The following is a 25,821-nucleotide window of genomic DNA, read 5'->3' on the forward strand; positions in this document are numbered from 1 at the left end:
GAGAACCAGCCGCACACCCAGCGAGCGGGCCGGCACAGCGCACCGCCCCGCGGCCCCGGAGCGGACCGGAGGCCCCGATCCTTCCGAGGCGCTTCGCATCGCGCGGGAGATGTCGGCGCGGCATGGCGTGGAAGTCGTCGGATTCGATACCTCGACCGTGGATGTCCAGGTGATCCGCGAGATCGCTTCCGCCCTCGATGAGCTGCTCACCAAATACCCGATGCCGCTGCGCGGAGTCGAACTCACCGACGACGCCGAATCTCGCCCGAGGCCGGCTCGCGGGCCCGCCGAGCAGTCCGCCGAGTCCGCGATCTGGATCGTCCTGGACCGGGCCGCCTTGCATCCGCCTGCTCCCGTGGAGACGCGCAGGGTCTTCCGTCGGCGCGGCCCGGCCGAACGACCGGTGTACACGGCGGTCGCTCGCGAATTCGCGGGGGCGCTGGACGCCGCCGGTGGGTTCCGGGCTCGGCAAGAAGCGCTGCGGACGTTGATCAACGAGTCGCTGCGTGGCGGCGGCGGAGGACTCGGACTGCTCGATCCGGGCCGGGCCCTGATCGATGGCTTCACCGAGGTGGTTCTCCGGGGCGAGCGAGCAGGAGCGTCGGCCAAGGAATTGCATGGCGCGCTGGTGAAAATGGCCCGAGCGGAGTCCTCCGACGGCCTGTCGGCGTGACGCCGCCGACGCGGCTAGACGTTCAGCTCGACCGCGACCCTCTCCAGGCGGCTCTCGGTGTAGGAGGCGATCTGGTCCACCACGACGCGCACGCGAGCCGTGTCGTCGGTGGCGTCGTTCCAGAACGGCAGCAGCACGGGATCGAGGGTGCGCGGTGCGGCGGCCAGCAAGCGGTCGGCGACAGCGAGGATGCGCTCGCGCTGGGCGGCCTGGCGCAACCGGTGCGCCGGGTCGGACATGACATACCGCAACGCGACGGTCTTGAGCAGCGCCACCTCGGCGGCGACGATGCGCGGCACCTCCAGGTCCGCGGCGTACCGGGACAACGGTTCCGGCCCGGCCACCTCCCTCGTCGCCATGATCGCGGCGGTGGCGAAGCGGCCGACGAGCTCGCTGGTGAGGCGTTTCAGCGCGACCGAGGCGGTGAACGTGCCGTCGTATCCGGACACCGCCGAGACCACCGGCAGTTCCGACAACCGCTGCGCGGCGGCGATCAGTTCGTCGGCGGCCAGCGAGTGCTGGAACTGTCCCAGCGCCGCCAGCGCGTCCTGTTCGGCGGGGTCGGCCAGCGCACGCAGATCGATCCGGCCCGCGATGACGCCGTCCTCGACGTCGTGCACCGAGTAGGCGACGTCGTCGGACCAGTCCATGATCTGGCATTCGAGGCTGCGCCGCCGGTCCGGCGCGCCCTTGCGGATCCACTCCAAGCGCTCGGTGTCGACCTCGTAGGCGCCGAATTTGGTGCCGGGACCCGTTCGGCCCCAAGGGTATTTGAGCGCCGCGTCGAGAGCGGCCCGGGTGAGGTTCAGGCCCGCGCTGGCGGCATCGGGTTCGAGCACCTTGGGTTCGAGGCGGGTGAGGATGCGGAGGTTCTGCGCGTTGCCTTCGAACCCGCCGAAGGCGTCGGCGAAGGTGTCGAGGGCTTTCTCGCCGTTGTGGCCGTAGGGCGGGTGGCCGATGTCATGGGCCAATCCGGCCAGGTCGACCAGGTCCGGATCACAGCCGAGGCCGTCGGCGATGCTGCGGCCGATCTGGGCGACTTCCAGGGAATGGGTGAGCCGCGTACGCGGGGTGTCGGCCTCGCGCGGGCCCATGACCTGCGTTTTGTCGGCCAGCCTGCGCAGCGCCGCGGAGTGCAGCACGCGGGCCCGGTCGCGCGCGAACTCGGTTCGGTGACCGGCCTCGAACTCACTGCGCGGCGGCCCGAGCCCCGCGGTCTTGGCGCCCTCGACGACGAGGCGTTCGGTGTCGTGATCGGTGTACCGGGCGCTCATCGGGCCTCACTGTCCCGCCGTGTAGGTGAAGTCCGCCGAGAAGTGAGTCAGCTGATACCACAGCAGGGCGCCGGTCTCCCGGGCGATGCCGTGCGCCTGCGATTCGCGGGTGTAGACGGCGGGGCCGGTTCTGGTGGGGGCGGTCCACACCGCCAGCCCTTCGTCCCGGGCCATGGTGCGCGTGCGCAGCGAGTGCCACGGATCGCTGACCAGCACCGCCGACGACATGTCCCGCGCCCGCATCGCCGTCGCCACGGCTTCGATACTGCGTAAGGTGTCCGAGCCTGTTTCGACGGCGAGGATCTTGTCGCCGGGCACCCCGCGCGCCTGCAGGTAGTTCTTGCCCGAGGCGGCCTCGGTGAACAGATCACCCTCCTGCTTGCCGCCCACCGTGATGACCCGCGGCGCGACACCGGCCCGGAACAGCTTGTACGCCTGGTCGAGTCGCGCTTCGAAGACCGAGGACGGCGTCCCGGAGTACTGCGCGGCGCCGAGCACGACGATCGCGTCGGCCTTCGAGTAGTCATCGATGCGCGCGACCTGCCACACGCGGAAGGCGGTCCCGCCGACCAGCACCGCGCCCATCACCACCGAACCGACGACCAGCCGCCGCGTCCAGCGCAGCAACCCGGCGCCGAAGCCGCGTGGCCGGGCGGGGTCGGGAGCCGGGAGAGCCCGGGTGCGCATCGTTGGCAAATCCACACCCCAAGTCTGCCAGTAGCGGCGCCGTGCCTCGTCCGGTAACCGCCAGGGGGCTACCAGCCGCGCTCCTGCCAGGCCGGAAGGTCGGCGCGCTCGGCGCCGAGGGTGGTGTCGTCGCCGTGGCCGGGGTAGACGACGGCGTCGTCCGGGTAGCGATCGAAGAGTTTGGCCGAGACATCGCCGAACAGCGAGGCGAAGTCCTCCGGGGAGGTGGTGCGGCCGACACCGCCGGGAAACAGCGAGTCGCCGGTGAACAGATGGATGCGGCCTGCTCCGTCGGTGAACGCGAGGGTGATCGAACCCGGCGTGTGGCCGCGCAGGTGGATGACCTCGAAGACCAGCTCACCGACGGTGACGGTGTCGCCATCGGCGAGCAACCGGTCGGGGCGCACCGGAAGCGGGTCGGCGTCGAGCGGATGGGCTGCGGTGGGGGCGCCGGTAGCGGCGGCGGTCTCCCGCAGGGCCATCCAGTGGTCGCGGTGCTGATGGGTGGTGACGATCAGCTGAACCTGCCCGGGCGTCTCCTGCTCGACGAGTTCCGCGATGCGCGGCGCCTCGTTGGCGGCGTCGATGAGCAGCGCGGCGCCGGTGGCGGTGCACTGCACCAGGTAACAGTTGTTGTCCATGCCGCCGACCGACATCTTGACGATGCGGGCGCCGGGGACATCACGCTGCTGCGGGTTGGAACCCGGTGACACGTGGCCGCTGTACGGGCGATCGATGGTGATCACAGAGACGATGCTAGCGAGCTAGATTCGTGCCATGTCACTGCCGCAGCGGATCGGCCTCGCTCGCCTGCTCGTGATCAGCGTCCTGCTGGCCGCGTTCCCCCTGGCCGGGGCTCCGACGGCCGGAGCGGAACCACCACTTCGGATGAACACCTATGTGGAGGACACGGCCGGCGCGCTCGACGAGAAACAGCGCGATCAAGTGCAAGATGCGGTGAACCAGCTCTACGCCGACCAGCGGATCCGGTTGTGGGTGGTGTACGTGGGCGACTTCGACGGACTCACGCCGCAGGACTGGTCCGCGCGCACCGCATCGATGTCCGGCTTCGGCGAACGGGACTTGCTGCTCGCGGTGGCCACCGACGACCGCGCGTACTGGCTGGAGGGCGAACTTCCCGGCGGCGTCAGCGATTCCGAACTCGACGACATCGTGCTCGGGAAGGTCGAACCGGCCCTGCGCGACGGACGGTGGGCCGACGCGGGGGTCGCGACGGCCGACGGGCTGGACGCGGCGCTGCGCGGCGGCGGGGTGAACGTGCGCGCGCTGCTCGTGACCGGTCTGCTGGTCGTCCTGGTGGCGGGCGGCCTCGTCTGGTACGCGCGCAGGCGGCGGCGCGCTCGGACCGAGGCGGAGCTGGCGGCGGCGCGGCAACTCGATCCGGAGAACGCCGCGGCGCTGTCCGCGTTGCCGTTGGAGGCGCTGCACACGCGCTCCCGGGAAATGCTGGTGGAGATCGACAACGCGATCCGCACCAGCGGCGAGGAACTCGACCTGGCCACCGGCGAGTTCGGCGCCACCGCCACCGCACCCTTCCGTACCGCCCTCGACCAGGCGAAGGCCGCCGCCGCGGAGGCGTTCGCCATCCGGCAGCGCCTCGACGACGCCATCCCGGAGACGCCCGACGAACAGCGCTCCCTGCTGGTCCACCTGATCGGCACCGTCGGACGCGCCGACCGCGCGCTGGACGGGCAGGTCACCGAGTTCGACGCCATGCGCGATCTGCTGCTCGACGCCGCGAACCGGCTGGACGCGCTCACCAGGGACGTCGTCGACGCCACCGCCCGGATTCCCGATTCGGACGCCGAGCTGAGCCGGCTCACCGCCACTCATCCGGCGAGCGTTCTGGCGCCGATCCAGGGCAACGTGCGGATGGCGCGGGAGCGCGTCGCTTTCGCGGAGCAGAGCATCGACGCGGGACGGTCCGCGCTCGCCGAGCCGGTGGGCGAGCAGGGCGGCGCGGTCGCCGCGATTCGCTCCGCCGAGGCCGCGATCGGGCAGGCGCGCGCCTTGCTCGACGCGGTGGACAACGCGGCGGCTGCGATCCAGCAGGCGCGCGACAGCCTCCCGGGTGTGCTGGACGAGCTGCGCCGCGACCTCGCCGCCGCCGCCGAGCTCTCCGGCTACGGCGGCCCGGAGCTGGCGAACGCCCGCACCGCGGCGCAGGCCGCGCTGGCGAAGGCGACATCCACGGCGGACGCCGATCCGCTGAGCGCCTTCCACGAGGCGGTCACCACCGACGCCGATCTCGACCGCGCCGTCGCGGCCGCCACCGACCGCAAACTCGCCGCCGAGGAGCTGCGACGCAGGCTCGATCGGGTTCTCACCGACGCGCGCGCCCGAATCGGCGCGGCCGCCGACTACGTCACCACCCGGCGCGGCGGCATCGACGCCGAAGCGCGCACCCGACTGTCGGAGGCCCAGCGCAACCTCGACGAGGCGCAGCGGCTGAGCGCGAGCGACCCCGCCGACGCACTGCGGCGCGCGCAGACGGCAGCGGATCTGGCCGGGCGCGCGCTGCAGGCGGCGCAGGCCAGCGTCCGGGCCTGGGAGGCGTCGCGGGTGCCGTCGGCGGGCGCGCAGACAGGAGCGGTGCTCGGCGGCATCCTGCTCGAAGGGCTCCTGCGCGGCGCGGCGAGTGGCGCCCGGCACTCGGGCGGCGGCTGGAGCCCCGGCTCGTACGGTGGTTCGTCCGGCTCCCGGCGGATCGGTCGTGGCGGACGATTCTGACGACGGCTCGACCCGGACACCAGGCGCGTTCCGGATCAGCGACCGCCCGCCGCCGACAACGCGGTCAGCTCGGCCCGCACCGCCTCGAGCAGGCCGTCGGTGTGCGCGCCTCCGCCGAGCACGCCGACCGCGAGTTCGTGGGCGAAGGTGTAGGCGAGAAACGTGACCGCGGCCGACGCGCCCGCGGAGGGGCGAGGATGCGCGGAGACGTAGACGATCTCGTAATCGGTGAGCTCGATACCGGGGGGCGTGCGGAAGACCGGGACGACGCCGGTGTTCGTCACCGCGATATGCCCGGCCAGCGAATGAATCCTGCTCGCGCCGTAGTAATCCGGAAAGTGCAGGACGGACTGCTGCACGACGCCTTCGGACAGGTCGCGCGCCAAGCGGGCCGCGATCCGCTGTGCCAGTTCGAGCGGGTTGGCGGCCGGGTCCACCCGCGCCGCGAAGGAAGCGGACCCGGCCATGTTGGTGCCCGCCGTCGCGGCGACCTGCGGCTCCAGCCGGGTGCGCAGGTCCACCGGGTACAGGCAGCCCAACGATGTCGCGCCACCGACGGTCTCCCGCGCGTACGCGCGCAGCAGCGCGGCGGTGAGCAGGCCGTTCATCGTCACGCCGGTGTTGCGGGCGAGGTCGAGGATCCGGGCGGTGGCTTCCCGGTTCAGCCGCACGCGCACCGGGCGGGTGAGCGTGCTCGGCGCGGGCCGCGCGCTGCCGGTCGGCACGTCGCGCGCCTGCGGCGGAAGCGGCTGCGTCACGTCCTCGAATCCGGATGTCGCGCTCCTGGTGATGCCCCGCTCCGCGACATACCACTCCAACGATTGCGGAACATCATGTGACACAAGGTTTATCGGCTGTCGTTCGACGATGCCGGTATAGCAGTCCCACAGTCGCGACAGCAGCTCGACGCAGAAGCCCGCGTCGGCGACGCTGTGGTGAGCGAACAACGTGACCCGCCATTCGTCCGCGCCCGAACCGACGACGTCCAGATAGGCCAGTTGCACCGCCGGATCCACCGCGGGAATGCCGATCACCGCCACGTCGCCCTGGCGCACCGAAACCGGAGTCCATGCCGTCTCGTCCGCGGCCAGCAGATATCCCTGTCCCGCAACGTCTTCGTTGATTCGGCAGCCGATCACCGGATACGCTCGCCGTAACGCCGCGAAGGCCTCCCGCAGCGCCGTCACGTCCAGCGCTCCCCGTACCGACACCGACCGGCCCGTGTAGGTGCCGTGCCGCACGAACCGCTGCTCCGACGGCGCGAGCGCGCGAATCGGAGCGTCCTCATCCCTCAACACACCGCAAGGGTGCGGCACCACCGGCACAGGTGCAAACCGACCGGGCGGACGGATGCGGAAGACTGCGGGTATGAGTCTCGCGGCGCACTTGGAGAAGAGCGGCCTGCCCTCGGTGGAGGCCCAGCTCGCCCATCCCACCGTGGTGGGTATCGCGGCGGGCACCCTGCCCGAACCGGTCTTCCGATCCTGGTTGGAGCAGGATTATCTGTTCCTGCTCGACTACGTCCGGGTGTTCGCGCGCCTCGCCTGGCAGGCTCCGGCCGCCCATCTCGGCGACCTCGTCGACCTCGCGCACGCCACCTATCACGAGGAACTGTCGCTGCACCGCTCGCTGGCCGCCGAGTTCGGCGCCGATCTCGACGGCGCCGTCAAAGGCGGTCCGTGCGCGGCGTATACGGCGTTTCTGCTGGATTCCGCCGCGTCCTACGGTGAAGGGCTCGCGGCCTTGTATCCGTGCATGTGGGGGTACGCCACGCTCGGCGCGCGGCTGGCGCAGCGGCCGCCCGCCGAACCGCGCTACCGCCGCTGGGTCGACACCTACGCCGATCCCGGCTTCGCGGTCTTGACCCGCCGCTGCGCGCAGATGATCGATGAGTCCGGCGCGGACCCGGCACGCGCGGAAGAGCTGTTCCGCGAAGGACTGCGGCACGAGCTGGCGTTCTGGGAGGTTCCGCTCTGACGTTCACGGCCGAGTGACCTACGCTCACATCGTGAGTCAGGATCACGTGCGGGCGTCCGACGCCGATCGGGAGAAGATCATCGACCGGCTGCGCCTCGCGATGAACGAAGGCAGGCTGTCGCTGGCCGAATTCGACGACCGGCTGCAACAGGTGTACGCCGCCAAGACCTATGGCGAGCTGACGCCGTTGCTGTCCGACCTTCCCGCACAACAGGATCGGCAGTCGGCGCGCGCAAAAGGCCTCCCCCAGTGGATCATGATCATGTGGACGCCGTGGGTCTTCGTCAACGTGCTGTGCGTGGCGATCTATCTGGCCACCGGCGCGGGCTACTTCTGGCCGTTCTGGGTCGCGGTGCCGTGGGGTGCGGCGCTGCTGATCCCGACCACGATCGGCATCATCACCCGTAAGAAGAACGGCTGAACGACAGGGCCCCGTGGCCGATGCACGACCACGGGGCGTCGCCGGGGGAACTCAGGCGCCGATCAGGTGCTGGGCCAGGTAGCCCTCCACCTTGTCCAGTGCGATGCGCTCCTGGGTCATCGTGTCGCGCTCGCGGATCGTCACCGCCTGGTCTTCGAGCGTCTCGAAGTCGACGGTGATGCAGAACGGCGTGCCGATCTCGTCCTGGCGGCGGTAGCGGCGGCCGATCGCGCCCGCGTCGTCGAACTCGACGTTCCAGTTCTTGCGCAGCTGTGCGGCCAGATCTTTCGCCTTCGGCGTGAGATCGGCATTGCGCGAGAGCGGCAGCACCGCCGCCTTCACGGGCGCGAGACGGCGATCCAGGCGCAGCACCGTGCGGGTGTCCACGCCGCCCTTGGCGTTGGGCGCTTCGTCCTCGGCGTACGCGTCGACAAGGAAGGCCATCAGCGAGCGGGTGAGTCCCGCCGCGGGCTCGATCACGTACGGGATGTAGCGCTCGTTGGTGTTCTGGTCGAAGAAGCTCAGTTCGGTGCCGGAGTGCTCGGAGTGCGTCTTCAGGTCGAAGTCGGTGCGGTTGGCGATGCCCTCCAGCTCACCCCACTCGTTGCCCTGGAAACCGAAGCGGTACTCGATGTCGGTGGTGCCCGCGGAGTAGTGCGAGAGCTTGTCCTTCGGGTGCACGAACAGCCGCAGGTTGTCCGCGGCGATGCCGAGATCGGTGTACCAGGAGAACCGCGTCTCGATCCAGTACTTGTACCACTCCTCGTCCTCGCCCGGCTTGACGAAGTACTCCATCTCCATCTGCTCGAACTCGCGGGTGCGGAAGATGAAGTTGCCGGGGGTGATCTCGTTGCGGAAGCTCTTGCCGATCTGCGCGATGCCGAACGGCGGCTTCTTCCGCGCGGTCGTCATCACGTTGGCGAAGTTGACGAAGATGCCCTGGGCGGTCTCCGGGCGCAGGTAGTGCAAGCCCTCCTCGGACTCGATCGGGCCGAGGTAGGTCTTGAGCATCATGTTGAAGTCGCGCGGCTCGGTCCAGCGGCCGACGGTGCCGCAGTTCGGGCACGCCACCAGCTCCATCGAGACCGTGTCCGGGTCATCGATCTTGTTCTTCAGCGCGTACGCCTCCTGCAGGTGGTCCTGCCGGAAGCGGTGATGGCAGTGCAGGCACTCGACCAGCGGGTCGTTGAACACACCGACGTGGCCGGAGGCGACCCAGACCTGGCGGGGCAGGATCACCGAGGAGTCCAGACCGACGACGTCCTCGCGGCTGGTGACCATGGCGCGCCACCACTGCTTCTTGATGTTCTCCTTGAGCTCGACGCCCAGCGGCCCGTAATCCCATGCCGACTTGGTGCCTCCGTAGATCTCACCGCACGGGTACACCAGACCCCGGCGCTTGGCGAGGTTGGCAACGGTGTCCACCTTCGACTTGGGTGCCACGCGAGAATTCTCCATCCACTGCGAGTCGGATTCTTGACTTGCCTCGACACGATAGTTTTGCGTCGACGCTGCGATGGTGCCCAGCCTATCGGCAGGCCCCGCACGGGTTTCAACCGCACGGTTCGGCGTGCCCGTTTGACATGCGCACCTGTGCATATGCAAACTGGTAATGCTTTCCATTAAGGAGTTGGTGACATGACCGCCGAGACCGCCGCCGCACCGCCGCACAACCCGTATCGGTCGCCCGGACCGGCGCCGGTACCCCCGCGAACCGTACTGGAGGACGCGGGTGAATTGTTGCGGGCGCTGGCCGCGCCCGTCCGGATTGCTATCGTGCTGCAGTTGCGCGAGTCACCGCGGTGTGTGCACGAATTGGTCGACGCGCTCGGGGTGACGCAACCACTGGTCAGTCAGCATCTGCGTATCCTCAAGGCCGCCGGTGTCGTGCACGGTGAGCGTTCGGGTCGCGAGGTGCTCTACGAACTCGTCGACGACCACCTGGCGCACATCGTCGTCGACGCCGTCGCGCACGCCGAGGAAGGGTGATTCGTGCCAGACAACACGACCGTTCCGCAGAAACCGGTCGGCATCCGCAGCACCAGGCAGCGCAGCGCCATCGCCGCGCTGCTCGGTGACATCGACGAGTTCCGCTCCGCCCAGGACCTACACGACGAACTGCGCAAGCGCGGCGAGGGCATCGGCCTGACCACCGTCTACCGGACGCTGCAGTCGCTGGCCGACGCGGGCATGGTCGACGTGCTGCGCACCGATTCCGGCGAGTCGGTCTACCGCCAGTGCTCCACCGGCCACCACCATCACCTGGTGTGCCGGCACTGCGGCCGCACCGTGGAGGTGGAGGGTCCCACGGTGGAGTCCTGGGCCGAGGCGATCGCGAGCGAGCACGGCTTCACCGAGATCAGCCACACCCTCGAGGTGTTCGGCACCTGCACGACATGCGGGACGGCACGCCGACGCGACGTCTGATCGGCTCGATTCCCGGCGTGTCCGGTTAACGCGCCCGCGACCAGCGGAGATCGACCGGTGAGATCCTCGCGAGCCCGGGTCGATCCGGGTTCGGCACGAAGGATCCGCCATCTGCTGGGGAGGCAGCGTGTCAACGACCATCGACTTATTCGCACGCCCGGTGCGCCGCCGGGCCGTCACCGCCGCCGGGGCCACGCTCGTCGTGGCCTCGGCGCTGGTGCTTTCGGCGTGCCAGGGCGAGGACGGCACGCCGGTGGCGATCCCGCCGGCCACCGCCACCGGAGTCGTCGCGGAGCCGGGCGGGACGAGCGGGCAGTCGACCGTCCGCACCGTCGGCAAGACCGGCTGGTACGACGGGTTCGACATCACGGTGGACAAGGCGACCGTCGTGCCGGATGAATACGGCGGCGCGAAGGTGCGCATCGATATCACCTACAAGAACACCACGCCGGACAACCGCACGTTGAGCAGCACGCCGTCGCTGCTGGTCGGCAAAGAGGTGGACGGCGGGGCGATCTTCGACAGCCCCACGGTGGCCGGGAACGGTTCGGCGACCGGCACTGTCACGACGCCCGTCCGGTCCGCGAAGGACGCGGAGCACCTCCTCGACACCATGGCCGTCGTGTACGGCCAGGCCGCGGACAACCAGACCCGGATCCCGCTCGCCGCGGCGGGCAAGGTGGACAGCGTCCGACCGAAGACATTGAACGTCACCGGCACCCTGGTGCAGGAGCAGACGACCATCCGGGTCACCGGCGGCCGCATCAGCCCGAGCTACACGAAGAAAGAGAACGGCAGATCCGACCTGGCCTTGCGCATCGAGCTCGTCGGCGGGCCGGGCATCGCCGCGGGCGGAACGAATATCCACTACGACTATTTCACCGTCCGTACCCCCGACGGGCAGACCGTGCCCGCCGACATCCGCGGCCCGATCAACGAGTTGCTCGACGCGAACGAGACCATCGACAATCCGAAGAACTACGTGATCTTCGTGGTCCCCTCCCCCGGCACCGGCCCGTACACGGTGACCTACAACGCCCAGCGGCAAGAGGGCGCGGCCACCGCACCCACGCTGTCGTTCACCATCGACTGATCCGATTCCGCAGCCATTCCCGCCGGAGCTCTCTCCGACGAGAATGGCTGCAGGGACGAATGAATTCGAGCCCGTTCCGGGTTTGCGCTACCTGCCCGCGTGGCTCGACGACGCCGAGCAAGCGGCGCTGCTCGACGCCATCGATGCCGCCCCGTGGTCGGCCGAACTACGCGCAGGGTGCAGCACTACGGCCATCGCTACGACTACGGCCGCCGTGCCGTCGCGAGCCGAGCTCGCATTGATCCCGCACCCGCGCTGCCGGATTGGGCGCGCGTAGGTGCGCCGACTGCTCCGCACGGAGCAGATGGCCGCGGCCGATCAGGTGATAGTCAACGAGTACCTGCCCGGCCAAGGCATCAGCGCACACGTCGACTGCGTTCCGTGCTTCGGGGCGGAGGTCGCCGCCATCAGCCTCGGGTCGGCCTGCACGATGGATTTCACCGAACCGGACAGCGATGCCCGAGCGGCGATCCGGCTCGAGCCCGGCAGCCTGATGGTCATGAGCGGGCTGAGCGAAGGGCCGTCGTCGTCCGACAACAGCCCTTCGCAGATGATTCGATCAGCCGACCGGAACCGCGTCCCGAGCCGGTGCCCGCGTCTCGGCCGGACGGCCGCGCAGCGCGGCCACACCGAGCAGCGCGAGCGCGACCGCGGCCCAGACCAGCAGCACCACCAGCGGTCCGGTCGCCGCGGCGCCGTCGAAGAAGGCGATCGAACGCAGCAGCGACGCGGCCGCACCGGGGGGCAGCAACTGCCCGATGGCGCCCCACGGCTGCGGCAGCAGTTCGGGCGCGGACGTCGCCGCCGAGAACGGGTTCCCGATCAGCAGCATGGTGAGCGCGGCGATGCCGATACCGGCCCGCCCGAGCACGGCGGCGAGCCCGACGACCGCGCCTGCCACCGCGAACGACACCAGCCCGGCGACCGCCGCGAGCGCCGGGTACGACCCGGGCACCACCGACATCCAGCCCTGGATGATCGCCATGCCGAGCAACCCGCCGGTGACACCGAAGGTCGTCAGTCCGATCAGTCGCCCCCCGATCGCAGGGATCAGCAGTGCCAAAAGCACACCGGCCGCGATGCCGGACATCACCAGCGGCAGCACCATCGCGCCGAACGCGGTGCCACGCGGGTCATCCGAGTCGGCGGCCACCACGTCCTCGACACGAGCGGCGGGCGCACCCGAGAGCTGCTGACCGATCTGGGTGAGTTGCTGGGCGACAGCGGGACCAGCGCCGGAGGCGACCAGTACGCGCGGCGGCCCGTCGCCGGTGACGATCGCGCCGTACACCTCCCGGTCCTGGATCGCGGCGCGGGCGGCGGCCTCGTCCGCGTACGTGGTGATCTCGAAGGCGCCGGGACTGTGCTCGGCGAGCTTGCCGGTGACCATCGCGGCCTGCGGGCCGGTGACGGCCAGCGGCAGGTCACGAGGCGCGATGTTCGCGGCGGGCCAGGCGAACGCGATCAGCATCAGCGCCTGGAGCAGGGCGGCGCCGAGACCGAGAGCGAACGCCCGCGGCGTGGTGGTCATGGCCATCTCCTAAAAATCGAATGCTCGTTCTTTTAGTTGTGCCTACCGTCGCACCGCAGCGGGGAAGTTGTCAAGAACGAATATTCGTTTTACTTTGGGCGCATGCCCCGAGTCAGCGAAGAACACCTCGAACGCCGCAGACAGCAAATTCTGGACGCCGCGCGGCGCTGCTTCGCCCGCAAGGGGTTCCACGAGACCTCCATGCAGGACGTCTTCGCGGAATCCGGTCTCTCCGCCGGTGCGGTCTACCGCTACTTCAAGAGCAAGGACGAACTGATCACGGCACTCGCCACGGAGACGACGGTGTCGCTGCGCATCGCCATGGATCAGGCGATCGGCCGCGACCCGCTGCCCACGCCCGCCGAACTGATCACCATGATCGCCGAGGAGGTGGTGCGGCGCAGCGGGCCCGACGGCCCGGTGCGGCTGGCGCCGCAAGCCTGGGCGCTGGCCTTGGTGCATCCGCAGGCCGCGGTGATGGTCCGCGAGACGATGATCGCGATGCGCGCGCTCTGGGTGAGCTACGCCGAGCGCATGCGCGACAAAGGCTGGCTACCCGAAGACGCCGACATCGATGCCGTGGCCAAGGCGATCATCGGACTGCTGCCGGGATTCATCCTCCAGCACCTCATCCTCGACGACCTCGACCCGGAGACATTGGCGCGCGGCGTGCGCACCCTCCTTCCCTACGGCGAGCCAGACCGTCAGGCCATGGGCTGACCCGGGCACACGTCTACGGTTTGCCCCACATGATCGTGACCGTCGCCCTCAGGGCAGCAGACCCTGCCTGGCCCGGCTCGCGTTGGACAGCACGAGCAACAGCATGGTGGTGAGGGCCTGGTCGTCGAGGCCCGCGGCGGGGAAGGTGTAGCGCAGGATGACATCGGCGAGCCCACCGCGAGCGATCACCGTGAGCGAACCGAATTGCAGCGAGTTGTTGCGTTCGGCGACGCGCTTGTGCAGTTGCGCCTTCAACGGCCGGTCCCAGGCCAGCACACAGGTGAGGCTCAGCACGTCCAGACCGGGTGCCAGGTTCACCGCGCGCAGCGAGGACAGCGCGCCCTCGTACTCGAAGCCCAGCGACCCGTCGGCGTCGACGCGCACCTCGATGCCGTAGCTCGACAGGCATGCGCCGGCCCGTGCCTGCAGTTCCCGGTCCGGAGTCACCGCTGCGTCCATGTTCGTGCCGCCGTTCACTTGGTGCCGCCGAAACGGCGGTCCCGCGAAGCGTACTGGAGGCAGGCCTCCCACAGGTTGCGCCGATCGAAGTCGGGGAAAAGCGTGTCCTGATAGACGAATTCGGCGTAGGCGGACTGCCAGATGAGGAAGTTCGAGCTGCGGAACTCGCCCGAAGGGCGCAGGAACAGGTCCACGTCCGGCATGTCGGGCTCGTCGAGGTATTTCGCGACCGTCGCCTCGGTGACCTTCTCCGGATCGATCTCGCCCGCCGCCACCCGGCGCGCGATCTCCCGTGCCGCGTCGGCGATCTCGGCGCGACCCCCGTAGTTGACGCACATGGTCAGCGTCATCACGGTGTTGTCCTTGGTGAGTTCCTCGGCGATCTCCAATTCCTTGATCACGCTGCGCCACAAGCGCGGCCGCCGCCCGGCCCAGCGCACCCGGACACCCATCTCGTGCATCTCGTCCCGGCGCCTGCGGATCACGTCGCGGTTGAAGCCCATGAGGAAGCGCACCTCCTCGGGGCTGCGCCGCCAGTTCTCGGTGGAGAACGCGTAGGCCGACAGCCACTTCACGCCGATCTCGATACAGCCCTCGACGGTGTCCATCAGCACCGCCTCGCCGCGCTCGTGCCCGGCCGTGCGCGGCAACCCGCGCTCCTGGGCCCAGCGCCCGTTGCCGTCCATGACGAGCGCGACGTGGTTGGGCACCAGTTCCGGCGGCAGCTGCGGCGGCCGAGCTCCCGACGGATGCGGCGCGGGCGGGCGGACGCCCACACGCTCGGGCGCGGTCGCGGTGGCGGAGTCTCGGCGGAGGATCACGGCATCTATCCTGCCTGATCGCTTCCCTCGGCCTACCGCCGTGTTCCTTCCTGGTGGATTCCACGGTCCCCACCGGCGCCGGTGACTTATTCTTTTCCCTATCGTGATACTGGGGAGGGGTTTCTCGGACGTGACCGATTTACCAGGCACCGCGACTGCCGCGGGTTTCCGGGCCACTCGTGAACTACTCGGACTTCCGGTGCCATGGTGCGCGCGGTTCTTCGCGGTCGCGGAGCGCACCGTCGAGCGGTGGGAGAAGGGGGCCTTCCAGATCCCCGACACCGTGGCCCGCGAACTCGCCGCCATCGCGGACGAGACCGAACAGGTGGTCGAGGCCATGGTCGACGCCATCGACGCCGGGGAGATCTCGCCCCGCCTGCACACCTACCGGACCAACGACGACTACTGCAAGCACGAGCCGGACACCCGCTATCCGGCCACCTGGCACCGTGCCGTGTGCGCCCGAGTCATGAACGAGCTGCCCCAGGTAGAGCTTCAATTCGTGGAGTAGGCGGCGGCCTGCCCGGCCTGCCCCGCGCCGGGCGCGGATCGAGGACGGATCTCGTCCGGCCACGCCAACTCTTGCGGCGGCCCGGCGTCTGCTCCTGACGCCGACTGCGTACGAATCTCGTCCGGCCGCATCCCCTCCAGCGGCTGCGTTCCCTGTGCCCGTCCCGGCGCGGCCTCAGTACGAACCTCGTCCGGCCACATCCCTTCCTGCGGCTGCCTTCCCTGCGCCCATCTCGGCACGGTCTGCGCACGAACCTCGCCCGGCCACATGCCCTCCAGCGGCTGCGTTCCCTGCGCCGATCCCGCCGGGGCCTGAATACGAACCTCGTCCGGCGGCTGCCCCTCCAGCGGCTGCCTCCCCTGCGCCCATCCCGGCGTGGCCTGCGTACGATCCTCGTCCGGCCGCGTCCCTTCCTGCGGCCGCGGTGCTCGAGTCCCACTCGACGCGACCGTGCGTCCGGCCGTGTCCTTGGATCGCTCGACCAACGGCAGGGTGCGCAGCTGACGTTCCAGATGCCACTGCAGGTGCGCCGCGACCAGCCCGCTGGCCTGCCTGCGCACCGCCTCGGGCGTCGCCTCGACCTGCTCCCACTCCCCGCGCAACAACGCGACCAGCAGGTCGAGCACCCCGGGGGCCGGCGTCGCCGCACCCGGCGGACGGCAATGCACACACACCGCGCCGCCGGCCGCGACATGGAAGGCCCGGTGCGGACCCGGTGTCGCGCACTTGGCGCACTCGTCCAACGCGGGGGCCCAGCCCGCGAAACCCATGGCGCGCAACAAGAACGCGTCCAGGATCAGTTCGTGCGGCCGCTGTTTGGCCGCGATGGCGCGCAGGGCGCTCGCGGTGAGCGCGTGCAGCCGGGGCGCGGGCGCTCGCTCCTCGCCGGCCAGCCGTTCGGCGGTCTCCAGAACGGCGCACGCGGTGGTGTAGCGCCCGTAGTCGTCGATGATGTCGGCGGCGAACGCCTCCATCGTGTGCACCTGCGTGACGGTGTCCAACGTGCGCCCGGGATGCAACTGCACGTCGATGTAGGAGAACGGCTCCAACCGGGCCCCGAACCTCGACTTGGTCCGCCGCACCCCCTTGGCGACCGCGCGAACCAGTCCGTGCTGTCGCGTGAGCAGCGTGACGATGCGGTCCGCCTCGCCCAGCTTGTGCTGGCGCACCACAACCGCCTCGTCCCGATACAAACGCACGTGCCGAGTCTAATGCTGTGCTCGATTCTCCAGCGCCTTCGGCGCTGGGTGTTCGCGGCAATGCTCGGTCTCGCTTCGCTCGAAAAACGTGGCTGCGGTGCACTGGGCGCGTCGGTATTCCAGTCCCTGGCTGAAGGCATGCTGTTCGGGGCATGAGCCTCGCCGCCTGCGCGACAGCAACGCGAACACCAGGCGGACGACGCTCAGCCCATGCTCGGTCTGGGTTAGCTCGCTGCGAGGCGATGGGCGCATCGGTATTCGAATCCGCCCCCACGCGGCACGCGGTTCAGCATTGCTGCGCGCACGCGCCTGAGTCGACTACACGGCGGCCACGCAATGCCGGCGAGGCAGCGGACAGATCCTGCTCGCGATCCTCACAGCGCCCGGGTCAGGTCGACCGGCCGGCCGGCCGCCGCGGCACTGTCGGCGAGTTCGGTCAGCGCTGCCAGTTGGTGTGGGGCGTGTTGGGGGCGGGCGGTTGCTGCCAGTTTGTGTGGGGCGCGCCGGAAGCGGGTTGCTGAGGCCACTGCGCATTCGGGACGCCTGCGCCGTGCTGGTGGTACCGGGCTGGGCCCATGGTCTCGGCGTTGGCGCGGGCGAGCAGGTCGGGGAGCTGCGGGGCGGCGACCGGTGACGAAGCGCCGCACCAGGTGCATTCCAGGTGGTGCTTGGTGCTGAGCGGGAACAGCGGGATGAAGAAGAGCGTGAACTTGGTGACGAGTTTGCGCAGCGCGTGTGCGGCGGGATTGCCGCACCGGCCGCAGAGCAAGGTGATCATGGCGAGCGTGTGAATACGCTTCTGCCAGCCCCAGATCAGCATGTGAAACCCCCGAAGATAGAGAATCCGATGCCGGTCACAGTAGTAGGTGGACCGAGCGACGGGCGGACCTTACCTGGCCAGGAAGTGCCAGCCGAGCCATGCCCACAAGAGCACGGCGATGATTCTTGTCGCCCGGGTGCCGGTCAGATAGGCGATCGTCTCCCCCAGTGCGGCGACCGAATCGCGGCGCAGCCGCGTTACCGACAACGCGACGAGCGCGGCCGCCAGGATCAGGGCGAACCCGAGCAGGACGACGTCTCGATCGCTCATCTCGACACCAGCCACCACCCGGCGGCCAGCCACACCAGCCATCCGGCGAACCGCAGCGGCCACTGTTCGAGGGCCGGATCCAGCAGTGTGGACAAGGTCGGGTGCTCGTGGCTCGGCCGATTCAGGGCGGGCTGGCGCAGGAGGGCGTAGACCTCCCATGCCAACGCCGCGACCAGCAGCGCCGACCACATCGCCAGGCCGCGCCCGAGCCGGGCGGTACGCGGAAGCCGCACGATTCTCCCGCGGAACGTCAGCACCATCGCGCCCAGCGCCGCCACCGCCACCAGCGCGGTCGCCGGCCAGCTGAACGGCCGGGTCGCGGCGCCGGCCGTCGCGAGCACCAGCCCCACGGTCAGCGGTGTCACGCGCGACCGGGGTCGACGCGCCGATTGCTCTGTCACATGCGCAGGATAAGACCAGAGGACGTCGTATCGATGCAGGCAGCGACCATCTACGGATGCGTCGAGCGAGGCCGCGGGTTCCCGATCGTTGGGGCGCGGCCCGGCTCGTTTCAGCCGTCGGCGCGCAGGAGCCCCGAGATGAGCAGCAGGACCGATTGCTGGGTCTGCGCGCGGGCGAGATCGGGGTCCTCGGCGTGCGCGACGATCAACGCGGCCTCACTGATCACGCTGACGACGAGCTGGGCCAAGACGGGAACGGGCGCGTCCGCGATCAACCCGGCGTCGCGGGCGCGCTCGAGTTGCGTGGTGATCAACCCGAGCCCGTGCGCGGATTCGAATTCGCGCCAGGCCTGCCAGCCGAGCACGGCGGGAGCGTCGGTGAGCGCGATCCGCAGCATCGGGGGGCGCTGGCAGATCTCCAAGAACAGCCCGAGCCCCGCTGCCATTCCGGCCATCACGTCCGCGGAATCGACTGCGGCGATGGCGTTTTCGATCTCCTCGGTGATCTCGACCTCGATCTGTTCCAGCACCGCGAGGAACAGTCCGCGTTTATCGCCGTAGTGGTGGTGCAGCGCGCCTCGGGTGACGCCCGCCTCGGTGACCAGTTCCTCGGCGGAAGTCCCCGCGAAGCCGCGCTCGGTGAACAAACGGCGTCCCGCCTGTTCGAGCGCGGCCTTGGTTGCGCGAGAGCGGTCTTCCTGGCTACGGCGTGGCATGCAGCCGAGTGAACTCCAGGATCGATTCGGCGAGCAACTCGGGCTGGTCCTCCGGCACGAAGGTGTAGGAGTCGTCGATGAGCGTCAGCTGCGCGTTCTGCAGATCGTGGGCCAGGCGTTCGGCGAACGACAGCGGGAACAGCCGATCGTCCCGCGCCCAGGCCAGCAGTACCGGGATGTCGACGCCGGCGAAATGGCGGGCGGCCTCCAAGGTGTAGCGGCGATGCGCCGACTTCAGGAAGCGCCGCAGATCTTTCCGGATCGCGGCGGAGTTGCGGCTCGGCAGCAGATAGGAGTCCACGATTTCGGGCGGGACGGGCCGTTTGGTGACCCAGCCGAATGCCAGCGGAAGGCGGTGCAGGGCCCGGATGCGCAACGCCTCGGTGAGAGGACGTAACGACCCCGGGATCTTCGCCAGCAGGGGCAGCGCGGTGAACGGCTGCGGCAGGAAGCTTTCGTAGCTGTCCACCGAGACCAGAACGACGCGGCCGACGCGGGACCGGTCGCGGGTCAGCAACACCTGGGTGATCGCGCCGCCGGTGTCGTTGGCCACCAGGGTGACGTCGGTGAGGTCGAGACGCTCGAGGAACGCGGCGATGAGATCGGCGATCCCCACGGGGGTCAGTTCCGCGTCCGGAACCGGGATCTCGTGCGAACCGAGCGGCCAGTCCGGCGCCAGACAGCGGTATCCGGCCGCGGCGATCGTGGGCACCACCTTGCGCCAGAGGTCCGCGGTGACGAGCAGGCCGTGCACGAAAACGACCGGAGCGCCCTGCCCCGTCTCGTGATAGCGAATGCGGCCGCCGGGCAGGTCCACTTCGTGGGTGCGGCCGAGTGCAGTGCTGGTTGCCATGGGTCCTCCCGGAGATCGGCGGTACTGGACCACTGTTACATACATACCGTATGTATGTCTACTGCTTGCCGACCCTGGCCAGCCGAAGACCGCCTTGACCGCGTCTTTCGAAGCCATCACCGCCGTCGCCAGTGAGGCGACGCCCGCAACCGACTCCCCCACCGCGTGCAGACCGCCCGTGAGAACGATCCGGTTCGGCCGCTCCTTGGCCGGGCACGATATGGACGATTGACCAACTTCGCGCTACCGTCTGATACACCACGACGAGACGGAGCTCACATGACGGTGTCCGATCCTGCCCGTGTCCCCGGCACTCGGGAGCTGGGGCTGGCCGAACTGGCGGCGGCCATCGCCGGCGGCGCGATCACCTCGACCACGGCGGTCGGCGGCGCACTGGACCGGATCGACGCGACGCAGGGCACGCTCAACGCTTTTCGTATCGTGCGCCGGGAGCGGGCGCTGGCCGAGGCCGCCGAGGCCGACCGGCGGCTGGCCGCGGGTGAACGACTGCCGCTGCTGGGCGTGCCCGTCGCGGTGAAGGACGACACGGATGTCGCGGGTGAGCCGACCGCGTTCGGCTGCGGCGGCGATTTCGCACCCAAGGCCCAGGACGCGGAATCGGTGCGGCGCCTGCGTGCCGCGGGCGCGGTGATCGTCGGCAAGACCAATACCTGCGAGCTGGGACAGTGGCCGTTCACCAGCGCCGCGTGGTTCGGCCACACCCGCAACCCCTGGGACCGCACCCGGACGCCGGGCGGATCCTCCGGCGGGGCTTCGGCGGCCGTCGCGGCCGGACTGGTTCCGGCCGCTCTCGGTTCCGACGGCGCGGGCTCGATCCGCATTCCCGCCGCGTGGACGAACCTGGTCGGCATCAAACCGCAGCGCGGGCGAATCTCCACCTGGCCGGAGCCCGAAGCGTTCTACGGGCTCACCGTGAACGGACCGCTGGCGCGCACCGTCGCGGACGCGGCGCTGCTGCTGGACGCGGCGGCCGGTCCGCACCCAGGCGACCTGCACAGGCCGGAACCGATCACCGCGTCGGATGCCGTCGGCCGGGATCCGGGGAAGCTGCGGATCGCTCTGTCGCTGCGAATTCCCTTCACCGCGACCAGAACGGCGCTGGACCCAGAGGTCGAGCAAGCGGTGCGCCGCACCGCCGATACGCTGCGCGCGCTCGGGCACAGCGTGACCGTGGCCGACCTGCATTACGGCATTCTGGTCGGCGCCTCCTTCCTACCGCGTTCGCTCGCAGGCATCCGGCGGGTTCACACACGGATGCCCGGCCTGAAGGTCGATCCGCGCACCACCGCCAATGCCCGGATCGGGCGCGTGCTCGACGGTCCCGCGCTCTACGCGGCGCGTCACCTGGAACCATTGCTGCACAGTCGGATCGGCCGCTTCTTCCGCGGCTACGACGTCGTCCTCGCCCCCACCACCGCCACTCCTGCGCCACGCGCCGAAGAAATCGACGGCATCGGCGTCAACGCCACGAACAACCTCATCACCGCCGCCTGCCCCTACACCTGGCCCTGGAATGTTCTGGGCTGGCCGAGTATCAACGTCCCCGCAGGCTTCACCGACACCGGCCTCCCCGTCGGCGCCCAACTGATGGGCACGGCGAATTCCGAACCGCTCTTGATCTCCTTGGCCGCCCAACTCGAATCCGAACTCCAGTGGCACCGCCACCGCCCCGACCCGTGGTGGTGACCTGAACCAATCCGGCTCCAGCCGAGGCGATTCCGCATCAGTCGCCGCACGCGCGAACCCTGCCGGATCATGCTCGGCATCCGTCGGCGCGATGTACCTTGTGAATGCGCCGAGTCCCCGCATATGTCGGTATGGCCGCCGCAGAACCCACGCCGGTTCCACTGCGCCGATGCCGTCTCCTCTCGGCCGACCATAGAGCGCGAGGAGGGCCCGATGGCCGACCGTCACCTGGTGGACGTAGCTGTCCTGCTCCGGCACGACGGCATCCTGGGCACGGCCGACAGCCGCTGGTCACCTGGTCACCCGGACGTCGGCGACGGGATCAGGCGAAGCTGAGGAAGCTGCGGCGACCAGGCCGAGGGCGTTGTCTTGTTGACCAGATCCGACTTGATCGCACGGGCATACGCTCGATTCGCCCAGCACTTGAGCAACGAGATCAGGAGACTGGCGAGAGCTGATGCCGAACACGGCGTCAGACCCTTCGCCAGGGAAGCCTCGGGTGCGGCCAGGGCGCTTTCCGACGCCGACAGAGGTCTTCGGCACGCTTTCGATACCGGCGACCCGTCGTTGCCGGGTCCGCTGCCGCAATCCGGATCCACCTCGCCGGATCGGTTCTACAACGGAGCACGACTGTGGCAAGTCGATCAAGTGTTTCCCAGAGCTTTTCGCAGAGACGAAACCGCGGCCGAGGAAGGCTATATCCGCACAGCGTCACACAGCACCGCCGGCGACGTCGTCTATCTGACCGACGGCACCGACATCGCCGGCGTGTACGGAACGATCACCAGTTGGACCGATGTCCGTGACGGCACCATGCGGTTCCACCCCGCGGGCATGGTCTTGGGTATCGACGCCAACCGTATCCGGGTGAATCCGATGCTCGAAGAAGGGCATTCCGCGGCCAACTTCATCGAAGGTGTCAGCGACCGCGTATTCACCACCGCGGGGCGGGTCGACACATCCAAGATCGTCAGCGTGGAATTCCAAACCTACGACGACATCATCACCAACCCCGACGTAAACCTGGTCGCCGACGGGTTCCCCGGCTTCGACGGCCTTCGGCAGGAGTCGCTACGCGACCCCGCGACAGTCGCCGATCGCCTCGCGGGTATCGCCGAAGCCGTGCGCAGAAACTACCCGACGATCGACGTCACCGTCGGCGCCAACCGTCTCACCACCGACGAGGCCATCCGAATCTTCTTGGCCACATGAGGAGAGCAACAGCGGCCCGCTCGCACGATGGCACGCTTTTCCCGGTTGCTTCGCGCACGGTTTCGAACCGCTCAGAAACCCAGTTTGCCCAGCTGCTTGGGATCCCGCTGCCAGTCCTTGGCCACCTTCACGTGCAGATTCAGATAGATGCGGGTGCCGAGGATGTGTTCGATCTGTTTGCGGGCGTTGGTGCCGACCTCTTTCAGCCGGGAGCCGCCCTTGCCGATGACGATGGCCTTCTGGCTGGGGCGCTCGACGTAGAGCAGGGCGTGGACGTCGAGCATGTCCTCGCGATCCTCGTAGGGCAGGACCTCCTCGATGACGACGGCCAGCGAGTGCGGCAGTTCGTCGCGGACGCCCTCGAGCGCGGCTTCGCGGATGAGCTCGGCCATCAGCGTTTCCTCGGGCTCGTCGGTGAGTTCGCCGTCGGGGTAGAACGCCGGGCCCTCCGGCATCTTCGAGGCGATGACGTCGACGAGCACCTCGACCTGCTCGCCCTTGACCGCCGACACCGGCACCACATCGGCCTCGGGGCCCAGGAGCTGGGAGACGGCGAGCAGTTGCTCGGCGACCTGGTCGCGGCTCACCTTGTCGATCTTGGTGACCACTCCGAGCAGCGTCGTCTTCGGCGCCATCTGCTTGATCTGCTGCACGATCCAGCGGTCGCCAGGACCGATCTTCTCGTCGGCCGGGATGCACAGCGCGATCACGTCGACTTCCGAATACGTGTCCCGCACCAGGTCGTTGAGCCGCTGACCGAGCAGGGTGCGCGGGCGGTGCAGGCCGGGGGTGTCGACCAGGATCAGTTGCGCGTGCTCGCGGTGCACGATGCCGCGAATCGTATGCCTGGTCGTCTGCGGACGCGAAGAGGTGATCGCGATCTTCGCGCCGACCAGTGCGTTGGTGAGCGTCGACTTGCCGGTGTTCGGGCGACCGACGAAACAGACGAAGCCGGAACGGAATTCGCCCTTGCCCTGCGCCTCAGCCACCGCGGACCTCGCCGGAGTCGGCGCTCACGGCGTCGGCCGCATCCGCGGAGTCGTCGACGACCTCGAACACCGCGCCGTCGCGATCGGTGAAGATGATCCGCGCCTCCGCCGACACCTCCCGCACCGCGGTCACCCCGAAGTCGGACAACCGGCCGCCGACCACGACGGCCGCCTCGAATCCCTCGGCGCCGCTGGACAACGCCGCGGCCACGGCGGCCTGCAGCGCCGTCAGCCGCAGCGCGGTCAGCGTGACCTCGCCCGCGGCGTAGGTGCGTCCATCGGTGTCCCGGATCGCCGCGCCGCTCGCTCCACCGGTGCGGCCGAGCGCGCCGCGAGCCAGCACCACCAGCTTGTTGTCCTCGGCGTCCAGTTCGGTCATTCGCTGTCTCCGTCCTCGTCGCGATCGGCAGGGATCTCCCGCTCCGATCCGTTGGCCTTGCGCTTGCCATTGGGATTGTCCCCGTTGGGCTTCCCGGCGGGGACCTTCTCGCGTGCTTTGCGTACCACCACGGTGTTCACCCGCATCCGGCCGCGCGCGTCCGGGCCGCCCTCACCGCGCAGCACCAGCCCGTGCGCCTCGATCTTCGATCCGGGCAGCGGCACCCGGCCCAGCTCGTGTGCGAGCAGGCCGCCGACGGTGTCGACGTCCTCTTCCTCGATCTCCAACCCGTACAGCTCCCCGAGATCCTCCACCGGCAGCCGGGCCGACACGCGGTAGCGCCCGTCGCCGAGATCCTCGATGGGCGGGGTCTCGTCGGTGTCGTACTCGTCGGCGATCTCTCCGACGATCTCCTCGAGCACGTCCTCGATGGTCACCAGGCCGGCGATACCGCCGTATTCGTCCACCAGCAAAGCCATGTGGTTGCGCCTGCGCTGCATCTCGTCCAGCAGGCTGTCCAGCGGTTTGGAGTCGGGCATGAACACCGCGGGCCGCATCACCTCGCGCACTCGCACCTTGCGGCTGCGCTCGGTGAACGGCACGAGATCCTTCAGATAGACCACGCCGAGGATGTCGTCGACGTTCTCGCCGATCACCGGGATCCGCGAATGCCCGGAGCGCACTGCCAGCGACATCGCCTGCGCCGCGGTCTTGTCCGCTTCGATCCAGACCATCTCCGTGCGCGGCACCATCACCGCGCGCGCCGGTGTGTCGCCTAGTTCGAAGACCGACTGGATCATGCGCCGCTCGTCGTCGGCGACCACCCCACGCTCACCGGCCATCTCGACCACCTCGCGCAACTCGATCTCGGAAGCGAAGGGGCCGTTGCGAAAACCCTTACCCGGAGTGATCGCGTTACCGATGAGGATCAGCAGCCTGCTCAGCGGGCCGAGCAGCGCTCCGATGAACTGCAGCGGCAACGCCGCGGCCAGCGAGATGGAGTACGCGTGCTGCCTGCCCAGCGTGCGCGGGCCGACCCCGATCACCACGTAGGACACCAGCACCATCACCAGCGCGGTGATCAGCAGCGCCCAGTTCTTCCCCCAGACCGTCATCAGTCCTGCCGCGAGCAGCACCGTGGCGCCGATCTCGCACAGGATGCGCAGCAGCACCATGAGATTCACGTAGCGCGCCCGGTCGTCGACGACCCGGCTCAGCCGCACGGCGCCGGGCCGGTCGGCGCGCACCAAGTCGTCCACCCGGGCGGGCGAGATCGTGTTCAGGGCGGAATCGACGCCGGCGAAAACCCCACCCACGAAGATGAGCAGGACCGCCAGCAGAACGAGGGTCAGTGAATTCACGCGGGACCCAGGGAGTCACCCGGTGTGGTGAAGCCCGCCTTGCCCAGCAACCGCGCGTCGCGTTCGGCCAGCTCGGCGCGCCGACGAGCCTCCCGCAGGCTCTCGTACCACTCCTCGAGCAGCCGAGCCTGCAGGGCGAACATCTCCTTCTCCTCCTCCGGCTCGGCGTGGTCGTAGCCGAGCAGGTGCAGGACGCCGTGCACGGTGAGCAAGGCGAGTTCGTGATCGAGCGAGTGCCCCGCCTTGCGCGCCTGTCCGGCGGCGAACTCCGGGCACAGCACGATGTCGCCGAGCATGGACGGACCGGGTTCGGGACTGTCGGGCCGCCCGCCCGGCTCGAGCTCGTCCATCGGGAAGGACATGACGTCGGTCGGGCCGGGCAGGTCCATCCAGCGCATGTGCAAGTCGGCCATGGTGTCGAGATCGACGAGCACCATCGACAGCTCCGCGGCCGGGTGGACGTCCATCCGGGCGATCACGAACCGCGCGACGCTGACCAGCTCTTCTTCGGGTACGTCGATACCCGACTCGTTGGCGATCTCGATGCTCACCCGAACAGCCTACGATCC

30 protein-coding genes and 2 pseudogenes are annotated in these 25,821 nt (G+C 69.2%); 14 read left to right on the forward strand and 18 right to left on the reverse strand.

All coding sequences use genetic code 11. The features are described from left to right. Positions 1-109: 109 nt before the first annotated feature. A complete protein-coding gene (locus GVY64_RS23085) occupies positions 110-673 on the forward strand; it encodes a hypothetical protein (RefSeq protein ID WP_159845009.1) in 564 nt (187 codons plus the stop codon). A gap of 14 nt (positions 674-687) precedes the next feature. Here the strand turns inward: GVY64_RS23085 and GVY64_RS23090 are convergent, their stop codons facing one another. The 3 genes from GVY64_RS23090 to GVY64_RS23100 form a co-directional block, all read right to left on the reverse strand. Next, positions 688-1,947 carry a deoxyguanosinetriphosphate triphosphohydrolase gene (locus GVY64_RS23090; protein ID WP_159845012.1) on the reverse strand — a complete coding sequence of 420 codons (1,260 nt, stop codon included), beginning with the start codon at positions 1,945-1,947 and terminating at the stop codon, positions 688-690. A gap of 6 nt (positions 1,948-1,953) precedes the next feature. Further along, a complete protein-coding gene (locus GVY64_RS23095; RefSeq protein WP_159845413.1) occupies positions 1,954-2,634 on the reverse strand; it encodes a YdcF family protein in 681 nt (226 codons plus the stop codon). A 68-nt stretch (positions 2,635-2,702) separates the two neighbouring features. Next, positions 2,703-3,380: an MBL fold metallo-hydrolase gene (locus tag GVY64_RS23100; protein ID WP_201298123.1), complete on the reverse strand. Its 678-nt coding sequence runs from the start codon at positions 3,378-3,380 to the stop codon at positions 2,703-2,705. A 31-nt stretch (positions 3,381-3,411) separates the two neighbouring features. Between GVY64_RS23100 and GVY64_RS23105 the strand changes: the two genes are divergently transcribed. Further along, positions 3,412-5,385 carry a TPM domain-containing protein gene (locus GVY64_RS23105; RefSeq protein WP_159845015.1) on the forward strand — a complete coding sequence of 658 codons (1,974 nt, stop codon included), beginning with the start codon at positions 3,412-3,414 and terminating at the stop codon, positions 5,383-5,385. 35 nt (positions 5,386-5,420) lie between these two features. On the opposite strand, the gene GVY64_RS23110 is transcribed toward GVY64_RS23105, so the two are convergent. Then, complete coding sequence (locus GVY64_RS23110) at positions 5,421-6,683, reverse strand: phthiocerol/phthiodiolone dimycocerosyl transferase family protein (RefSeq protein ID WP_159845018.1); 1,263 nt, start codon at positions 6,681-6,683, stop codon at positions 5,421-5,423. A 70-nt stretch (positions 6,684-6,753) separates the two neighbouring features. Between GVY64_RS23110 and GVY64_RS23115 the strand changes: the two genes are divergently transcribed. Beyond that, the gene (locus GVY64_RS23115; protein WP_159845022.1) at positions 6,754-7,362 is read left to right on the forward strand and encodes a TenA family protein; all 609 of its coding nucleotides are present in this window, start codon (positions 6,754-6,756) and stop codon (positions 7,360-7,362) included. Between the two features lie 31 nt (positions 7,363-7,393). Further along, on the forward strand, positions 7,394-7,783 hold the full coding sequence (locus GVY64_RS23120) for a DUF1707 domain-containing protein (RefSeq protein WP_236567081.1): 390 nt from the start codon (positions 7,394-7,396) through the stop codon (positions 7,781-7,783). 51 nt (positions 7,784-7,834) lie between these two features. Here the strand turns inward: GVY64_RS23120 and GVY64_RS23125 are convergent, their stop codons facing one another. Next, positions 7,835-9,226 (reverse strand): glycine--tRNA ligase, encoded by a 1,392-nt coding sequence (locus GVY64_RS23125; protein ID WP_159845025.1) that lies wholly within the window; start codon positions 9,224-9,226, stop codon positions 7,835-7,837. A 195-nt stretch (positions 9,227-9,421) separates the two neighbouring features. Between GVY64_RS23125 and GVY64_RS23130 the strand changes: the two genes are divergently transcribed. The 5 genes and pseudogenes from GVY64_RS23130 to GVY64_RS39170 form a co-directional block, all read left to right on the forward strand. After that, positions 9,422-9,772: an ArsR/SmtB family transcription factor gene (locus tag GVY64_RS23130; protein WP_039796803.1), complete on the forward strand. Its 351-nt coding sequence runs from the start codon at positions 9,422-9,424 to the stop codon at positions 9,770-9,772. A 3-nt stretch (positions 9,773-9,775) separates the two neighbouring features. Continuing rightward, entirely contained in the window at positions 9,776-10,210 is a 435-nt protein-coding gene (locus GVY64_RS23135; protein ID WP_159845028.1) for a Fur family transcriptional regulator, read from the forward strand. A gap of 127 nt (positions 10,211-10,337) precedes the next feature. Continuing rightward, positions 10,338-11,303 carry a hypothetical protein gene (locus GVY64_RS23140; RefSeq protein ID WP_159845031.1) on the forward strand — a complete coding sequence of 322 codons (966 nt, stop codon included), beginning with the start codon at positions 10,338-10,340 and terminating at the stop codon, positions 11,301-11,303. A gap of 43 nt (positions 11,304-11,346) precedes the next feature. Then, positions 11,347-11,580: a hypothetical protein gene (locus tag GVY64_RS23145; RefSeq protein ID WP_159845034.1), complete on the forward strand. Its 234-nt coding sequence runs from the start codon at positions 11,347-11,349 to the stop codon at positions 11,578-11,580. A 27-nt stretch (positions 11,581-11,607) separates the two neighbouring features. Next, a pseudogene (locus tag GVY64_RS39170) lies at positions 11,608-11,799 on the forward strand (alpha-ketoglutarate-dependent dioxygenase AlkB); the annotation flags it as partial. A 63-nt stretch (positions 11,800-11,862) separates the two neighbouring features. Here GVY64_RS39170 and GVY64_RS23155 read toward each other — a convergent pair. Beyond that, positions 11,863-12,834, reverse strand: coding sequence for a hypothetical protein (locus tag GVY64_RS23155; RefSeq protein WP_159845036.1), 972 nt, complete (start codon positions 12,832-12,834; stop codon positions 11,863-11,865). A gap of 102 nt (positions 12,835-12,936) precedes the next feature. Between GVY64_RS23155 and GVY64_RS23160 the strand changes: the two genes are divergently transcribed. After that, entirely contained in the window at positions 12,937-13,554 is a 618-nt protein-coding gene (locus GVY64_RS23160; RefSeq protein ID WP_159845040.1) for a TetR/AcrR family transcriptional regulator, read from the forward strand. A 48-nt stretch (positions 13,555-13,602) separates the two neighbouring features. Here GVY64_RS23160 and GVY64_RS23165 read toward each other — a convergent pair whose 3' ends face one another. Together GVY64_RS23165 and GVY64_RS23170 are read right to left on the reverse strand one after the other, a co-directional pair. After that, a complete protein-coding gene (locus GVY64_RS23165; RefSeq protein ID WP_159845043.1) occupies positions 13,603-14,013 on the reverse strand; it encodes a YbjN domain-containing protein in 411 nt (136 codons plus the stop codon). A gap of 14 nt (positions 14,014-14,027) precedes the next feature. Beyond that, positions 14,028-14,843 carry an isoprenyl transferase gene (locus tag GVY64_RS23170; protein ID WP_159845425.1) on the reverse strand — a complete coding sequence of 272 codons (816 nt, stop codon included), beginning with the start codon at positions 14,841-14,843 and terminating at the stop codon, positions 14,028-14,030. A 121-nt stretch (positions 14,844-14,964) separates the two neighbouring features. Here GVY64_RS23170 and GVY64_RS23175 point away from each other — a divergent pair, with 121 nt between their 5' ends. Further along, positions 14,965-15,345, forward strand: coding sequence for an Aca2/YdiL-like domain-containing protein (locus GVY64_RS23175; RefSeq protein WP_159845045.1), 381 nt, complete (start codon positions 14,965-14,967; stop codon positions 15,343-15,345). A 383-nt stretch (positions 15,346-15,728) separates the two neighbouring features. Here GVY64_RS23175 and recO read toward each other — a convergent pair. From recO to GVY64_RS23205, 6 genes and pseudogenes are all read right to left on the reverse strand, one after another. Continuing rightward, positions 15,729-16,544: pseudogene (recO, locus tag GVY64_RS23180) on the reverse strand (DNA repair protein RecO); the annotation flags it as partial. 436 nt (positions 16,545-16,980) lie between these two features. Beyond that, positions 16,981-17,364 carry a zinc-ribbon domain-containing protein gene (locus GVY64_RS37310; protein WP_201298126.1) on the reverse strand — a complete coding sequence of 128 codons (384 nt, stop codon included), beginning with the start codon at positions 17,362-17,364 and terminating at the stop codon, positions 16,981-16,983. Between the two features lie 69 nt (positions 17,365-17,433). Further along, the gene (locus GVY64_RS23190; RefSeq protein ID WP_159845047.1) at positions 17,434-17,634 is read right to left on the reverse strand and encodes a DUF6186 family protein; all 201 of its coding nucleotides are present in this window, start codon (positions 17,632-17,634) and stop codon (positions 17,434-17,436) included. Further along, on the reverse strand, positions 17,631-18,035 hold the full coding sequence (locus tag GVY64_RS23195; protein WP_159845050.1) for a hypothetical protein: 405 nt from the start codon (positions 18,033-18,035) through the stop codon (positions 17,631-17,633). Before GVY64_RS23195 ends, GVY64_RS23190 begins: the two co-directional genes overlap by 4 nt. Before the next feature lie 110 nt (positions 18,036-18,145). Then, complete coding sequence (locus GVY64_RS23200) at positions 18,146-18,751, reverse strand: TetR/AcrR family transcriptional regulator (protein ID WP_159845052.1); 606 nt, start codon at positions 18,749-18,751, stop codon at positions 18,146-18,148. After that, positions 18,738-19,604, reverse strand: coding sequence for an alpha/beta fold hydrolase (locus tag GVY64_RS23205; protein WP_159845054.1), 867 nt, complete (start codon positions 19,602-19,604; stop codon positions 18,738-18,740). The genes GVY64_RS23200 and GVY64_RS23205 overlap by 14 nt, the downstream gene beginning before the upstream one ends. 279 nt (positions 19,605-19,883) lie before the next feature. Between GVY64_RS23205 and GVY64_RS23210 the strand changes: the two genes are divergently transcribed. The 3 genes from GVY64_RS23210 (at position 19,884) to GVY64_RS23215 (ending at position 22,523) form a co-directional block, all read left to right on the forward strand. Further along, positions 19,884-21,311 carry an amidase gene (locus tag GVY64_RS23210; RefSeq protein WP_159845057.1) on the forward strand — a complete coding sequence of 476 codons (1,428 nt, stop codon included), beginning with the start codon at positions 19,884-19,886 and terminating at the stop codon, positions 21,309-21,311. Between the two features lie 213 nt (positions 21,312-21,524). After that, the gene (locus tag GVY64_RS38760) at positions 21,525-21,647 is read left to right on the forward strand and encodes a hypothetical protein (RefSeq protein ID WP_268895668.1); all 123 of its coding nucleotides are present in this window, start codon (positions 21,525-21,527) and stop codon (positions 21,645-21,647) included. Positions 21,648-21,683: 36 nt separating this feature from the next. Continuing rightward, complete coding sequence (locus GVY64_RS23215; protein WP_159845060.1) at positions 21,684-22,523, forward strand: hypothetical protein; 840 nt, start codon at positions 21,684-21,686, stop codon at positions 22,521-22,523. Between the two features lie 71 nt (positions 22,524-22,594). On the opposite strand, the gene era is transcribed toward GVY64_RS23215, so the two are convergent. Genes era through ybeY form a run of 4 tightly spaced genes read right to left on the reverse strand, consistent with a single transcriptional unit; the run spans position 22,595 to position 25,803 of the window. Then, a complete protein-coding gene (era, locus tag GVY64_RS23220; RefSeq protein ID WP_159845063.1) occupies positions 22,595-23,512 on the reverse strand; it encodes a GTPase Era in 918 nt (305 codons plus the stop codon). Continuing rightward, the gene (locus tag GVY64_RS23225; protein WP_063022539.1) at positions 23,505-23,891 is read right to left on the reverse strand and encodes a hypothetical protein; all 387 of its coding nucleotides are present in this window, start codon (positions 23,889-23,891) and stop codon (positions 23,505-23,507) included. The genes era and GVY64_RS23225 overlap by 8 nt, the downstream gene beginning before the upstream one ends. Beyond that, entirely contained in the window at positions 23,888-25,252 is a 1,365-nt protein-coding gene (locus tag GVY64_RS23230; protein ID WP_159845067.1) for a hemolysin family protein, read from the reverse strand. The genes GVY64_RS23225 and GVY64_RS23230 overlap by 4 nt, the downstream gene beginning before the upstream one ends. Next, a complete protein-coding gene (ybeY, locus tag GVY64_RS23235) occupies positions 25,249-25,803 on the reverse strand; it encodes an rRNA maturation RNase YbeY (protein WP_159845072.1) in 555 nt (184 codons plus the stop codon). The genes GVY64_RS23230 and ybeY overlap by 4 nt, the downstream gene beginning before the upstream one ends. Positions 25,804-25,821: the final 18 nt, after the last annotated feature.

This window comes from Nocardia sp. CY41 (assembly GCF_009829325.1).
Classification (GTDB): domain Bacteria; phylum Actinomycetota; class Actinomycetes; order Mycobacteriales; family Mycobacteriaceae; genus Nocardia.

Excerpts from the sequence above, each read along its gene's own strand:
- GVY64_RS38760 (WP_268895668.1), top strand. The coding sequence starts at position 21,525 with ATGGCCGACCGTCACCTGGTGGACGTAGCTGTCCTGCTCCGGCACGAC.
- GVY64_RS37310 (WP_201298126.1), bottom strand. The coding sequence starts at position 17,364 with ATGCTGATCTGGGGCTGGCAGAAGCGTATTCACACGCTCGCCATGATC.
- GVY64_RS23160 (WP_159845040.1), top strand. The coding sequence starts at position 12,937 with ATGCCCCGAGTCAGCGAAGAACACCTCGAACGCCGCAGACAGCAAATT.
- GVY64_RS23210 (WP_159845057.1), top strand. The coding sequence starts at position 19,884 with ATGACGGTGTCCGATCCTGCCCGTGTCCCCGGCACTCGGGAGCTGGGG.
- GVY64_RS23130 (WP_039796803.1), top strand. The coding sequence starts at position 9,422 with ATGACCGCCGAGACCGCCGCCGCACCGCCGCACAACCCGTATCGGTCG.
- GVY64_RS23115 (WP_159845022.1), top strand. The coding sequence starts at position 6,754 with ATGAGTCTCGCGGCGCACTTGGAGAAGAGCGGCCTGCCCTCGGTGGAG.
- GVY64_RS23090 (WP_159845012.1), bottom strand. The coding sequence starts at position 1,947 with ATGAGCGCCCGGTACACCGATCACGACACCGAACGCCTCGTCGTCGAG.
- GVY64_RS23145 (WP_159845034.1), top strand. The coding sequence starts at position 11,347 with ATGGCTGCAGGGACGAATGAATTCGAGCCCGTTCCGGGTTTGCGCTAC.
- GVY64_RS23200 (WP_159845052.1), bottom strand. The coding sequence starts at position 18,751 with ATGCCACGCCGTAGCCAGGAAGACCGCTCTCGCGCAACCAAGGCCGCG.
- GVY64_RS23105 (WP_159845015.1), top strand. The coding sequence starts at position 3,412 with ATGTCACTGCCGCAGCGGATCGGCCTCGCTCGCCTGCTCGTGATCAGC.
- GVY64_RS23155 (WP_159845036.1), bottom strand. The coding sequence starts at position 12,834 with ATGACCACCACGCCGCGGGCGTTCGCTCTCGGTCTCGGCGCCGCCCTG.
- GVY64_RS23225 (WP_063022539.1), bottom strand. The coding sequence starts at position 23,891 with ATGACCGAACTGGACGCCGAGGACAACAAGCTGGTGGTGCTGGCTCGC.
- GVY64_RS23165 (WP_159845043.1), bottom strand. The coding sequence starts at position 14,013 with ATGGACGCAGCGGTGACTCCGGACCGGGAACTGCAGGCACGGGCCGGC.
- GVY64_RS23190 (WP_159845047.1), bottom strand. The coding sequence starts at position 17,634 with ATGAGCGATCGAGACGTCGTCCTGCTCGGGTTCGCCCTGATCCTGGCG.
- GVY64_RS23095 (WP_159845413.1), bottom strand. The coding sequence starts at position 2,634 with ATGCGCACCCGGGCTCTCCCGGCTCCCGACCCCGCCCGGCCACGCGGC.
- GVY64_RS23085 (WP_159845009.1), top strand. The coding sequence starts at position 110 with ATGTCGGCGCGGCATGGCGTGGAAGTCGTCGGATTCGATACCTCGACC.
- GVY64_RS23205 (WP_159845054.1), bottom strand. The coding sequence starts at position 19,604 with ATGGCAACCAGCACTGCACTCGGCCGCACCCACGAAGTGGACCTGCCC.